Genomic DNA, 14,115 nt, shown 5'->3' on the forward strand with positions numbered 1-14,115 from the left:
CTTACTTTAGTTAACATACTAACCAGCACAGTAATTTTACTGTAAGCTTTAAAGCTGTATAGCCTGGGTTGAACCTTCTTTTATCACCATCTTTTTCTCTTTTCCATCCTTTTTTATGGTGATAGCCAGCTTACCTGCTCCTGCCCTGCTTACTATTATATCAAACACATTCCCAAATGCGTGCATATTACGTAGGGTCATCTGGTCCCAGCCATTGGGCAGCCTGGGTGTGCAATTGAAACTGTTGAAACCGGTAGCCCTGATCCCAAACAACCCTTCAGTATATATTCTGCAATACAAACCACTCTCGGCCGATAAATGCCGTTGGTTACCTTCGGGGTATGCTTCTACTGCATAAGGCACATGTTCACCCAACAACCGCCTTTGCGAATAGTAGCGTAAGAAGGTCATTGCTTTTTCAGTTTCACCGGCAGCCAGTACACCACGCAATGCATATAAGGTTGAACGGTCCCAAAAGGTTGTATTGCCGGCAAGCGAAGCCAGCCCGTCTGCCGTCCATAAACGTGGTGAGAACAGGGCAGCAATAGTGCCTTCTTTTCTATCGAAAATATCAACGATCAATGGTGAACAGATCCAGGCGCGCAGGGTATCGTTGCCTTCATAATAACGATAGGTTTTAAAACCTTCTACAGTGGCGCCAAAGAACTTTTCAATATTTGCTCTCATTGTTTGTGCGTCCTTTGTATACTTATCTGTTTGTGCTTTGGGAACAGCCAGCAATTTACCCAACATGGCTGCTGATTTCAATGCATCATAATACAGAACGCTGGTATTTAAATTGGCTTTACCCGCGGGGAAGCGGCCTTCCAGCTCATCGCTGTTACTGGCCACAACACCATTTGCATCGAGCTTTTTGTTTAAATATTCAAGGCACCATTCAATAAGCGGCCATAATACTTTGGCTGAATCTTTATTACCATAGGTCAATGCATAACGGGCAGCGCCATAGGCTATCATGGCCATATCGCCACGGTCTTTGGCGCCATGCCAGGTAGCATCGCCCTCTGCAATGATAGAACTGGGAATGGGTTTATATTCACCATTCATATACCGCGCAAACCAGCGGTACGCATTCATGGCCGATCTGTTTCCCGTTTCATCGCCCAGCATGGCAAAGAATGGATTAATATATTCAGCCTGATCGTTGGCCCAAATAGCTGCATAATAACGTAAACCACCGGGGCCATGTAAATAACCGCCCTTTGTTTTATAAATACTTTCCGTTGCCCTCATTTTCGCAAAAGCAAAGGCAGTATTGAGTATTGGATCGGGTGTTTCCAATTGCATCAGTGATAAAATACCGTTCAATCTTTGTTGCCGGGTGTTTAACTCCCCATTCACATCCACGGTTGCCAGCGGATTGTTTTTGTTGATGGCCTGGTACAGAATAGCAAACTGTACCGAATCGCCCGGTGCTACAGTTTTCAATCCTTCATTTACGGTGCTAACCACAAAGCTGTGTTGCACGGGCGTAGTACGTTCTGCAGCCGGTTTTACTTCGCGATACAGGTACTCCATTTCAATTTTAACTGGCTGTTTGCCTGTATTGATGAATACCCATTTTTCAATAGCCACCGGCTTATCCGTAGAAGGGAACAGCGTACGTTGTAATGTAACATTGCCATCTTTCCCCAACTCGCTGTTTATTTGTAAAACGCCCTTTTGTTTAATGCTGATCACTTTCTCCTGCATATCGGGCGCCACAGCTGCATTGTATACGCCGGTCTTTAACAATTTATCGTTGATGAGAAACCTGGGCAATTCACCATCGGTAACATTGTACATCATACTGGCAATGGTGCGCACAGGTAATAACCTAAAGGTGGGGAACACCATAGTGCGATCTAGTGTTGCCTGCCCTTTTTCATTTACTCCATACTGCACCCATAACGATATTTTTTCGCCGCTCATTTCCAAATGATCGTTATGCGGTACGCGATTATCTATCGCCCATTCGATACTACCATCGGGTTGTATCTTCCAGCGGTCTTGTTGGGCTGGCAATGATGTACCCTGCGCGTATACTTCAGCGGCAATGCAACAAGTTAATACTAGTAATAATTTATTTTTCATAAAAAGCTTTTGGCTCCCTCCCCAACCCCTCTCCGCCAGCTGGCGGAGGAGGGCCTTCTTTGCTAATAATCTTTTAAATTATTTTATCTCAACCACGCAGTAGCGCACCATAAAATAGGAGCCTGTCCATGCAGATCACCGGTAAGGCGTTTGCGGTCGATGTAGTACTGGCGGTCGTTCTTTTTATTGGTGCCTTCACATACTTCGCGCACATCGTTATTTTCATTGATGTAGGTTACCAATGCCAGCCAGCCTTTACGGGCTGCAGCACCATAAGTTGCAGCATCGAGCCAGCCATTCTTTACACCCGTGATCATGGCAAAGGTGAACATACCCGTGCAGCTTGTTTCAGCCCATGATCCTTCGTCATCTATCAACTGACGCCACATACCGCTTTCGGCCTGGTATTTCAGTAATGAAGCCATCATGATTTTATAACCTTTCATTATACGTTCGCGATTAGGATTATTTTTTGGCAGCGAGCGAAGCAGTTCGGCCATACCTACAGCCATCCAGCCATCGCCGCGACCCCAGAAGTAAGGCACATCTGGTGCATGGTAAAACAATCCGTTGGGCTTTTGCAGCGAGTCGAGGTACAGCACCATTTCCTTTGCAGCACGTTCAATATATTTTTTCTTGCCTGTGGCCCGGTAAGCCTGTGATTGTACGGCCGTGATCATAAACATATCATCTATCCACATACGGGTTTGCCAGGTATAACCTTTATTATAAAACTCATGCGACTCTGGTTTTACGCGTGGCCCTTCGGGTGGGCCCCATTGTTTATCAGCAATACGCTGCCCTACTTTAAGGTAACGTTTGTCTTTTGTTTGCATGTACAATTCCAGTGGTACAGAACCAAAAACAGTGTAATCAACGTGGTCGGGTGTTGGGATCAAAGTATCCTGCGCCCCCAACAATGGTTCAAAACGCTGCGCCAGTTTTTGGGTAAGATCTTTGTCGTTTGTTTGTTTGGCAAAGGTGAGTGCGCCATACCACGTGCAGGTTTCGGGATAGGTAATCACTTTCGGTGGTGTTGACCGGCCGAAATTGGTATGCGGGGTTGCTACAAAATGTTCCGCTATTCGTTTACCAACTTCCTGCGGCGATGTTCCTACCGGCCAGCTTTCACCTTGTGCGTTGCCTTCCTTTGATTGCGCTTCGCAAATAATGGGCTGCATTTGCATTATGCCAATTCCCAGTATTAAGCATTTAATCGTTCTGTTCATGTGTCTATGTTATTTTATATACAGTAAGTTCAGTTTGCCTATAAATTTATTTCAATTTAACCATTACTCTTTTTACATCGCCCCTCACAGTTAACCGGGGATGAACGATCACCGCACGGTACTGATATTCTTTTCCCCCTTCAACTTCGGGCAATACTTGCATAAAACGACCCAGATCGTTGATAGAGACTGAAGACGTTCTGAGCCAGTCTTTGCCATACAGGTTCTCTGCAAACCCGGCATATGGACGATACTCAAAATACAATTGCAGCGAATCGGCATTCCCCTTTTTAAGCACCCGGGCATTCAGCTCAACATTTCCATTGTTTATAACCGCGTTCCCTGTTTCAACCTGGGGCGGATCAAGTGCGGGCTCTATATTTTCAAGTTTAATGGTAATGGGGTTGGGCCATTTGTAATTGTCATACACGCGTTGTGCCTTTACGACAGAAACATGCAAGCCATCCTGTTTTTGTTCAAAACGGGAATGTACATCGAGCTGGTTCTGGTATTCGGTCACTTTATCATTTTGCCCCAATACGCTGATGGTTGTTTGTGGTGTTGCTTTTATAGAACCGAATACAAACTCTTTGCGATCGCCCTTTGCCCAATCGGGCCAGCCTGTGATAACGGCGTATACTGTTCGTTTGTCTTTGGAAGCGGTAAACCAGATATTTTCTTCATTGGTGATGATCCAGGGACGAACGCCTTCTATTGCTTCGTGATTGATAAAATGCCAGGCTGCCACTTCGCGCAATTGCGTTTCCTGTTCGTAAGGAATATAACCATCGGGATGCGGCCCTACATTCAATAAAAAGTTACCGCCTTTGGCCCGTGCTTCTACCAACAACTCAATTAAGCGGCCTGCAGTTTTAATATTATCATTTGTTGGTTTGTAATTCCATTGCGTACCCATGGTTACACATGACTCCCAAAATTCGTCAAGCGCAATACCCGGCAATGTTTGTTCGGGCGTATTAACTGCACCCCGCGTAATCACTACATCGGGCTGTAACTTCCAGGCTGTTTCGCGACATGGCCCCTTAGGTTCGCCATCAATAAACAGCACATCTATTTTACCAAACATCGTGAACAACTCAGCGGTTTGCTTTCGTACCAGATCGTCATAAGCCACCGTGATGGTTTTATCGAACTGATTATCGCCACGTTTAATTAAGATCTTGTGATCGTACAAAAATTTAAAATCTTCGGGCGAGTAATACAATCCTACTGCCAACCCGGCCTTTCTAATACCTTCAACATATTCTTTCAGCAGATCTTTTTTATACGGCGTATTGGTGATCTTAAAACTGGTTGTTTTGGTATCCCAAAAACAAAAACCTGCGTGATGTTTTGCTGTGAACACTACATACTTCATACCTGCCAGCTTAGCCAGTTTTGCAATGTCGTAGGGACTAAACTTTGCCGGATCGAATGTTTTAGGCAATTCATTAAAATACCTTTTTAAATAATCATCTGAGGCGCCTACCAGGGAGTGACTGATGGTAATTCCCAATTGCGCATCTACATTAAAATGAATGAACATGCCAAAACCCAGATCGCGCAACCACTCCTGGCGTGCCGGTTTATTTTTATTCGCGCCAAACCGGTTATCACTTTCTTCTTTCTGGGCATATAAAAGGTTACCAATACAAACCAGCCATACGACAAACAATTTCTTCATAAACAAAATTCTTAAATGAATTCGCGGGTCGGGTGAGCGCCATCGAGACGGGCGCAATTTTTAACATCAGGAAGCGACGCCCACCTTTGCCGCTAGGGAAACAGGATGGATATTGGACTTAATTCCACAAAGGGAAATATAAACTATTGTTATACGGATCGCCGGTTGTTGTGGCATCTATTTGCGCCTGTGGTATGGGGCGTAATATATGTTTATCGATTATATTAGGCGCAGCTTCTTTATTATGCATTCGTACCCGCTCCAATAATTTACTGGTGCGCACAAGGTCCCACCAACGCACATTTTCACCACACAGTTCGCGGGTACGTTCATCGAGAATAAAATCTATTGAAAGATCAGACGCGTTAATATCCATGGCCGTTGCATTGCCGGTTGGATATGCTGCCCGCTCACGTACCGCATTAATGTATTTTACTGCATCGCCTGTATTGTTTAGCATAAATGCCGCCTCGGCCGCTATAAGATAGGTTTCTGCTAACCGGAAAGCGATGGTGGGTCTTATTGAAGGTGAATTCAGATCGGCCCGTTTGGTATCGAAATATTTCATCATGGTTGCAGACAGTGTAGCATCGTAGTTAGCAGGCGGAATGAGCAAATATCTTGTAGCAGCTATTTTTGCAGCAGTAGCAGGAACGCCCGGCATATAGATAGCCGTATCGCCAAACTTAAATTTCGGCTGCCCTACAACGGCATCTGCTGGTGCACCGGCAGGTAACGGACTCGTCCACACCGGATACCCTTTTGGATCGGGGTTATTGGCATACCACACCGTTTGAAAAGTTTTGCTATACCTGGTGTCGTTCACTCTTTCTTTAAAAGCTGTATCGGTTAACCAACGAGTAGGAATGCAACGGATATATGGACGGCCATATGGCGTGCTGCGGATCATACCTGGTCTTTTTTCATATTGCCCCACCCACATATGGTTCAGCACATTGTCGGCACTATAGGTACTAATGCCATTGCTTGAGCTGATGCCACTGTTATTGGGCCCGTTGTAGGCTATATTTGCCGTGTGCTGCACACTCCAGATCACTTCTTCATTATCTTCATTTCCTTCGGCAAACACTTTACCAAAATCAGGCACCAGGTTCAACCCAAGCGATGCTCTGTTATTAATAAGATCAACTGCCGTATTATAGGCATTTTGATAATCGTCGGCTTTTTTTGCTTTCGACCCTGCTCTTGTTAAGTATACTTTTGCCAGTACATGTTTTGCGGCAGCGGCAGTTGCTTTGCCGGGTAACACGCCTGAACTTTTAGGGCCTGCAGGCAAAACGGCAATAGCATCTTTCAGGTCCTGAACAATAAAGTCATATACATCGGTCATGGGATCGCGTTTGGCGGCTGTACTTGACGACGAAATAAAGTTTTTGTTCAATGTAACATCGCCCCAAAACTGTACAAGAATAAAATAATAGTTAGCCCTTAAGAATTTGGCCTCAGCCACTATGGCATTCTTTGTGGCTAGCGGCATATCTACTTTATCGGCGTTATCAATAATACCGTTACAGGTATTAATGAATACATAAGCAGCTCTCCAAAGGGTGGTAGTAGTGCCATGCGATGAAGTATAACTATATAAGTTTATATCCTTGTTGCCATCGGTACCGCGTTGAAATTCATCGGTACCAATTACCGTAGCGGTAAACAATTCCTGTGCGCCCCAGAAGTTGCGCATACCTGCATATGAGGCATCCAACCCGGCCTGCAAGCCCTGGCTGGTTTGAAAAAAAGAAGGTACCAGCAAAGAATTAGGTTCTTCCTTTAGCTTCTTATTACAATTGGTTAATGCAATCAGTAACCCAAAACAGTATATTGACAGCTTTTTCATTTCTCTCTTTTTTGATGGTAATAAATTAAAACGACATATTTACACCAAAGATCAATGACCAGGTAGGCGGCGTATCGGGGCCTACGGTGCCTGTGCCTTCAGGATCTATACCACCTGCCCTGCGATATGGCGAAAACAGAATGAATGGATCTGATGCGGTTGCATATACCCGAAAACTTTTTGCCTTCATGGCTTTTACCAATGAAGGATCGAGGTTATAACCCAGGCTTAAACTTCTGATCTTTACAAATGAGCCGTCGAAATAACTCATCACCGAACGGTTCAATGGATTGGTTGCATTGGCATCGGGTTTGGGATTATTGGGCTCGTGATTTAACGGCGTCCAATAATTTGTTTTCACATTGTTGTATGTGCCCTGGTAAGTATTGGCAAATCCGCCGCCATACAAACTGCTGTTCATGGTATAACCCCACCGGGCAAATGCCACTACTGTGAGATCAAAACCGCGGAAGCCAAAACGCTGTGTGGTGCCGCCTTCCCATTTAGGCTGGCTGGTGCCCACTATAATGCGGTCGTATGTTGCATCGATCTTGCCATCGGGTTTACCATCGGGACCGCTGAGATCAGCTACACGAATGGTACCTATTACAGATGCGGTACCTGTTACCGACAATCCCAGCGCTTTTGCTGCTGCAGAATCTTCAGCAGTATTTTGCCAAATGCCCGATCTTTTATAATCATAATATACATCGAGCGGCTGACCAACAAACCAGCCATTGGCAGCGTCTTTTGTAACGCCACCCGCGAGTTCTGTAATTTTTCCCCGATTCATAAAGAAGTTGAAATCGCTTGTCCAACTGAAATCGTTCCGCGACTGAGCCTGTATGTTACTTGTATTGATATGTACCTCAAGTCCTTTATTTTCAGTTTTACCAATATTGGCAACTACCGGGTTGGGTATGCCGGTTGTTGGCGGCAGCGCCTGAGGTAACAATAGTGAATTGGTCATTGCCTTGTATACCTCAATTGAACCTGTAATGCGATTGTTTAACAACCCGAAGTCGATACCAAGGTTGGCAGTTTTGGTATACTCCCAGGTTAATGTGGGATTAACCGTTGAACTGAGATAAGCCCCGGTAACCATATTGCCGCCATAGTTATATACCAACCCGTTCAACTGCCCAAGCGTTTGATAGGCATTGATAGATTGTTGACCAACGCTACCATAGCTGGCCCTCAATTTAAGATTAGTAATTGCTGACACACCCTGCATAAAATTCTCGCGGCTTACGTTCCAGGCAAAAGCGGCGGATGGGAACGAATGCCATTTATTTCCCTCGGCCAGCCGTGATGATCCATCGGCACGAAGGGTGAGGGTTAATAAATATTTGTCGTCAAAACCATAGTTCACCCTTCCCATGTAAGAAAGAATATCGGCGCGCGAAGAACTCCCCTGTCCTTTCAGGTTCGATGCATAGGTTGGATTCCAATATCCAAGGTAATCGGCTAAGACATTTGTATTATCAAATTGATTCGTTTGGGTGCCTACTTCCTGCAAACTATATAAACCGGTGAAGTTTATTTTATGCCGGCTGGCAATTGTTGCGTCATAGATCAACAGGTTTTCAAGGGTGTAATTATTTGATAAACTGGTACGGTTAGAAGATCCGGACCCACCCTGGTTAACGCGGTAACTTGTTTTGGCTGAATAAAAATTACCATAGATATCTGATCTAATCTCTGCACCGGCATTGAACCGGTATTTCAATCCTTTGAACAAATTCGCTTCCAGGTATAAGGTGGTAAACGTACCCAGTCTCTTTCTGTTCTCTATGGCCGCACCGGGAATAATATCTGCCAGCGGATTCCAAACCTGGTTGGCGCTCCCGGGAACATAATCATTTATTAAGTTACCCGCGCTGTCCCAGGGCGACACGAGCGGACTGGCCCTTAGCGCCTGCCCCATGGGGTTAGCGCTCTCCCCTTTACGGAGCGAATAAGTGTTCAATGAGTTCAGGCCTACCTTGAATATTTTTCCCAACAGTTGATCTATACTTAATTTAACTGTATACCGCTCAAAACTTTGACCATTGTAAATACCTGTTTGGTTAAAGTAACCGCCCGAGATAGCATATTGTGTTTGGTCGGTACCACCTGCAACAGACAACTGATGATCGGTAATAATACCGGTTTTATAGATCAGGTCCTGCCAGTCGGTATTGCGGCCCGTTTTTATTCCCTCTACTTCAGCAGGATCAAAAACTCCATTGGTCAAAAAAAGCGGATCATCGAGACCTGTATATTTTCCCGGATCCTTGGTTATGTTAGCCCATTTTTTTAATTCGGTAAACTCAGCGGCATTCATCATTGGGAACTTTTTGGTTAACCGGCTTGAGCCAACATACCCGCTATAAGAAAATACCGCCTTACCTGTTTTACCGCGTTTGGTAGTGATGAGTATTACACCATTGGCGCCACGTGAACCATAAATAGCAGTAGAGGAACCGTCTTTTAATATTTCAACAGAGGCTACATCATCCTGGTTAAGGTCATTGATATTTCCATTAAAAGGAATTCCATCAACTACAATGAGCGGATTGTTGCTGGCGCCTAATGACCGGGTACCCCTGATCAAAATATTAGGTGCTGCGCCGGGTTTGCTATTGCCCCCGCTACGTTGAACGTCGATACCAGCGCCCTGGCCCTGAATGGCAGAAGCAAGGTTAGAGGAAGGAACATCTTTAATTGATTGTTCGCTGATAGAAACTATTGAACCCGTTATATCTGATTTACGGCGGGTACCATAACCAACCACTACTACTTTATCCATCTCCAGTTTATCGGCGCTTAAAGTAACGGCAAGGTTTTCCTGGCCCGTTTTGCTCACCTTTATTTCTTTGCTCACATAGCCCACCATTGAAATGGAAAGTATACTATTGACGGCTGCTTTTATTTCAAACGCCCCATCGGCCTTTGTAGTGGTGCCATTGGACGTTCCTTTAACTACAACGGAAACACCCGAAAGGGGTTCGCCATTTTCAGTTCTTATTGTTCCTTTTACAGTGGCCGCATCCTGCGCGTGCAGTGCTGCAGCCGTTATCAGTAGTGAAAAACATAATAAATAAAAAGACATGAATGCCTGCCTTTTAAAAAAGGGTAGCCCATGCCGTTCGCAATGTTGCGAGGTGTTACGTTTTAACATACAGCATTATTTTACTATTACGAAATAGAAACAATCGTAGAAGGGTGCGAGGTCCTATGTAGCAGGAGGTGCTTTATCGTGAATGATATCGTTTCTCATATAAGCTATTGTTTTGGTTATTTCTTTTTAACGCCAGGCGTTTTATTTTTTCTCAGCTGTATGTCTTTACTATCGCCCTCCGCACTTACGAATGCGTCTGCCGTTCCCAGCACATTCATATTACTGATGCTGGCTTTTTCAACATGCTCGAGGCGAATGATAGATGGGGCGTTGGAAGTTGCAGGAGTTTTCCAGCCTGTAAGCTCAATCTCTTTTCCATCTTCACAAACAAAGGCCGGCCGTTGGTCATTGCTGTCAAGTGTAAACGTGATGTTCACCAGTTTTAAACCTTTTACATGCCTGGCCCAAATGCCATAAGCCGGCACCAATGGGCCAAAGGTTTTTACTTCAGGATATTTATTAACGGCTTCGGGCACCTGCTGCCGTGCATTGAGGGCAGTGCCGCCCCCAGCCAAGTTGATGGTTATGTTTTCAAGTGTAAGATTGGTAATGTAATGTCCCGGCACACCGGTAATAAGAATGCCTGAGGGTGGCGTTAACTGGGCCTTGGCAGCAGCCTGGGCCTTTACATTTCTTATTACCACATTTTCCAGTGTGCCGGTGGTTTGCTGGCTATCTTTCCCTTTTCTAAAAACACTTAAGCGCGATCCCAGGCGAATAAGCATGGGTGTTCTTACGTTCACCATTTCAATATCCGAGATCTGAACATTGCGTAAATGAGCGCCATCTACTGTCAATAATTTTATACCTCCGTTATTGGTATCGTAGATATAGCAGCCGGAGATGGTAATGTTTTCAAATGGGGCCATTGATTCGGTACCCATTTTTATAGCGCCCTGGTTGCTTCTTAGCCGCAAACCTGTAACAACTATATTGCTACAGGCCATTGTGCTGCTGGTGGTCTTAAAACAAAGCGCATCATCGCCACTGTAAATATCACAATCTTTAATACGTACGTCCTGGCAACCATCTATATCAATACCATCATTATGTGCCACACCATGGCTTACGATCTTTATATTTTCTATTCGTACCTGTTTGCTTTGGAAATAATGGGAGGTCCAGGCCGCAGCATAATTCAGGGTTATGCCTTTTACGGTTACGTTCTCACACCGCACAATACGTACTAAAAACGGGCGGCGTCCCCAGCGCTCACCTTCGGGCCGGGTATCGGTTGCAATTTGTTGTTCTTTTAATTTAGCGCCTTGTCCATCAATAGCGCCTTCACCTTCAATGCCAATATCTTTTGCATCAACAGCTACCAGCAATGCCCAGCCTACATCAATGCCCAGGCCATCGGTAAAGGGATCGATATTCTGATAATCGTTGATATTAGTGCTTCCTAATAAACGTGCATCTTTTTTGAATTGCAGAATAACATGATCTTTCAATACAATGGTACCCGACAGCCAGGTTCCGGCCGGAAGCACCACTTTGCCACCACCCTGTTGATGGCAATCGTCAATAGCTTTTTGAATGGCAACCGTATTCAGCACTTTGCCATCACCAACTGCTCCATAACGGGTAATATCAACTTCAACCGGCGGTGCAGCAAATACACTTATCGCACTGATCAGTAAGCCCATACCTAAAGCAATCATTTTCATATGCATCGTACAAAATGAAACCAGTTAAATACATGCCTGGTTTTCATAATGCAACTAACCAATTATTGTGACAGGCTTTCTATAAACAGTTCACTATCTATTCAACTATTTTGGCAGAAAAAATTCCGGGAACGATTGCGTAAATAAGAGGAGGCAGCACGACGGCTGCCTCCGTTTTGACTTACTGTATAGGAAAAAACGTGCTTAACAGCTATGGTACCTGCCGGTTCTCATAGTTAGAATAAAATGTGTCTATTGCATTCGGGGCCGGTTTATATAAAGTACGGAATTGAAATTTGTTCCCCTTTTTAAAATCGGGCAATACTGTAACACTATCCGGCGCCCCTTCATGTTTATTGAATTGTTTTCTTGTCGCGCCAAAAACATCGTCATAAATAAATTCTTCCCCTATTACATCGGTACCAACGCCAAACCATTTAACGGTCGCAGTTTTCGCAATGTCATCATAGGTACCGCTTTTTATTGCCCGGTTCACCAGCTGGGCAATATATTTTTCGCCATATACAGTACCAATTACATCTGATTTTACGGACCGGTGCCCGGCCTTATCATAGGTATAAATATAAAAGGTATAAGTGCCCTCGGCCAGCTTATTAAAAGAGAACCGTACGGTATCTACATCAGCAGTACGTTGTACGTCCTTTTCGGTTGAGTCGGATTGCCCACCTGCATCCCACAACACTTTTACTTTACTTATACGGGGATCTGCTGTCAGGAGCATCGACAGGTCCATACGGGCATTACCGGGATACGCCCGTGCAGAATCTACTTTGGCGATATAAACTATTTCCCCGTCTTTGATAAAATCATCATAGTTATCGTCCATCTTACTACATGCCAACAGGCAGGTAAAACAAATAGCAATAATAGCCTGGTATATATTATATTTTTCTAAACGCATACATTAGGTTTAACTGATAAAACAATTCAGGGCAATGGCATTACTTCTTCTGTCCCCATACTGATAGCTCTAACAGGTGAAAGAATCCGGTATACCCATCAATAGATCCCCAGCTATCAATATTCTTCCAGCCAATATAGCGAACAGGTGGTACGCCATTTGGAAATTCAAACTCCTGGCCATCGTTTGCCACCTGTATATCTTCATTGGAGTTTTGTCCAACCTCCCAACCTGAAGGTTTGGTCATTGTCCATTCACCAAGTTTTACCCAGCCAACATTAGGATCGGTATTATTGGCGTTGGAACTTACTACATTAGGTTTATTGGTGCCCCATATTTCCCAATGGTGCGGGTTACCGTGATTAAAAATATAGTTGTCTTTACGTTGCCAGATCTTGAACCGGCTTAATACAAACTTTGAAGCACCACTCTTATCAAGATCGATGGGTATCCATACCGGCAGATCGTATTTCTCTTTGGTATGGAACATGCTGGTAACGTTGCCATCGTACAAATTTTTCATCACATAGGTATTGTTATAGTCCACGGCATTCACCATGTTCAAACCGGAGTTGGGTTTTGGGTCGAACTGTGGAATGAAATTGGCAAAATTGGTCCTTACATCATTGAACTTTGTTTTATCTAATGCCTCTTCATAAATAGGTGTGATCTTAACCCGCAATGTATCACTGTGATTATCCCAGCGGTCGCGGGCATAAATGCCCCAGGTACGTTCAACCGGTGGAAAGCCGCGAATATTGAAACTACCCTGTTTCATACTGGTATAATTGAAATCAACATGCTGCCAGTCGCCCACCGAATCAATGGTCAATACTTCAAATACAATATTGGCCGAATCAACGTTCACATATTTTACATTGATGCCGCCAAAGGTTGAATCGGTCTTTATTGATTTAAATACATTCACAATAGGCGGGGTCAATGGTTTTACTGTTACAGAAACCGGTTCCGACACCACCTCAGCTCTGCTTACTGCATACAGTTCAACATTTCTTTCTTCGGTATCCCCAAATCCATCTACCAATAATTTTTTCTGAAACATAGACACCTTCACTTCTTTCGGTTGCCCCTTCAATGTATACACAGCCTTTACATACAACAGGTTTTCATTATCGGGCAGGGTATAAGTGATCAACGCGGCGCCGGCCAAATTGGTCACCTTTACATTACTGATGGCGCCGGGCGCAGTTTTATCAGTTGAAAGCGGATTTCTGTCATCTTTTTTACAGGCGCTGACAAGCATACACAACATCAGCCAACCTGTTATAACATATTTACCTGGTTTCATTGTAAAATGGTTTAGCGTTAATAATGGTTGGTAAGTAAACCCGGGTATTGCAACCCGAGATTCTGTTAGAACCGTGCGTAACAGTCTCCCGTTACACGGCTCCGATTATCTTACCGTTGGTATAGATTTGAGTAATTTCCAATGAGCAAATAAGGTTGGTTGTCGTACAGATATCCCGTGCAGCCATCTCAT

At 44.3% G+C, this 14,115-nt stretch carries 8 protein-coding genes; all 8 read right to left on the minus strand.

What is annotated here, in order from left to right:
- Positions 1–48: 48 nt before the first annotated feature.
- Positions 49–2,094, minus strand: coding sequence for a hypothetical protein (locus GGD38_RS32740; RefSeq protein WP_375296589.1), 2,046 nt, complete (start codon positions 2,092–2,094; stop codon positions 49–51).
- An 83-nt stretch (positions 2,095–2,177) separates the two neighbouring features.
- Positions 2,178–3,323, minus strand: a complete 1,146-nt coding sequence (locus GGD38_RS32745) for a glycoside hydrolase family 105 protein (protein WP_375296590.1) — start codon at positions 3,321–3,323, stop codon at positions 2,178–2,180.
- A gap of 46 nt (positions 3,324–3,369) precedes the next feature.
- Positions 3,370–5,007, minus strand: coding sequence for an alpha-L-fucosidase (locus GGD38_RS32750; RefSeq protein ID WP_375303939.1), 1,638 nt, complete (start codon positions 5,005–5,007; stop codon positions 3,370–3,372).
- A 118-nt stretch (positions 5,008–5,125) separates the two neighbouring features.
- On the minus strand, positions 5,126–6,862 hold the full coding sequence (locus tag GGD38_RS32755; protein ID WP_375296593.1) for a RagB/SusD family nutrient uptake outer membrane protein: 1,737 nt from the start codon (positions 6,860–6,862) through the stop codon (positions 5,126–5,128).
- A 25-nt stretch (positions 6,863–6,887) separates the two neighbouring features.
- The gene (locus GGD38_RS32760) at positions 6,888–10,025 is read right to left on the minus strand and encodes a SusC/RagA family TonB-linked outer membrane protein (RefSeq protein ID WP_375296594.1); all 3,138 of its coding nucleotides are present in this window, start codon (positions 10,023–10,025) and stop codon (positions 6,888–6,890) included.
- Positions 10,026–10,141: 116 nt separating this feature from the next.
- Positions 10,142–11,692 (minus strand): glycoside hydrolase family 28 protein, encoded by a 1,551-nt coding sequence (locus GGD38_RS32765; protein WP_375303940.1) that lies wholly within the window; start codon positions 11,690–11,692, stop codon positions 10,142–10,144.
- Positions 11,693–11,903: 211 nt separating this feature from the next.
- Positions 11,904–12,614: a DUF4998 domain-containing protein gene (locus tag GGD38_RS32770; protein WP_375296597.1), complete on the minus strand. Its 711-nt coding sequence runs from the start codon at positions 12,612–12,614 to the stop codon at positions 11,904–11,906.
- Positions 12,615–12,654: 40 nt separating this feature from the next.
- On the minus strand, positions 12,655–13,923 hold the full coding sequence (locus tag GGD38_RS32775) for a DUF4959 domain-containing protein (RefSeq protein WP_375296598.1): 1,269 nt from the start codon (positions 13,921–13,923) through the stop codon (positions 12,655–12,657).
- Positions 13,924–14,115 lie beyond the last annotated feature (192 nt).

Source organism: Niastella sp. OAS944, from assembly GCA_024809215.1.
Classification (GTDB): Bacteria; Bacteroidota; Bacteroidia; order Chitinophagales; family Chitinophagaceae; genus Niastella.

Coding starts and splice junctions, on each gene's coding strand:
- GGD38_RS32740 (WP_375296589.1), bottom strand. CDS start 2,094: ATGAAAAATAAATTATTACTAGTATTAACTTGTTGCATTGCCGCTGAA.
- GGD38_RS32770 (WP_375296597.1), bottom strand. CDS start 12,614: ATGCGTTTAGAAAAATATAATATATACCAGGCTATTATTGCTATTTGT.
- GGD38_RS32775 (WP_375296598.1), bottom strand. CDS start 13,923: ATGAAACCAGGTAAATATGTTATAACAGGTTGGCTGATGTTGTGTATG.
- GGD38_RS32750 (WP_375303939.1), bottom strand. CDS start 5,007: ATGAAGAAATTGTTTGTCGTATGGCTGGTTTGTATTGGTAACCTTTTA.
- GGD38_RS32755 (WP_375296593.1), bottom strand. CDS start 6,862: ATGAAAAAGCTGTCAATATACTGTTTTGGGTTACTGATTGCATTAACC.
- GGD38_RS32760 (WP_375296594.1), bottom strand. CDS start 10,025: ATGTTAAAACGTAACACCTCGCAACATTGCGAACGGCATGGGCTACCC.
- GGD38_RS32745 (WP_375296590.1), bottom strand. CDS start 3,323: ATGAACAGAACGATTAAATGCTTAATACTGGGAATTGGCATAATGCAA.
- GGD38_RS32765 (WP_375303940.1), bottom strand. CDS start 11,692: ATGAAAATGATTGCTTTAGGTATGGGCTTACTGATCAGTGCGATAAGT.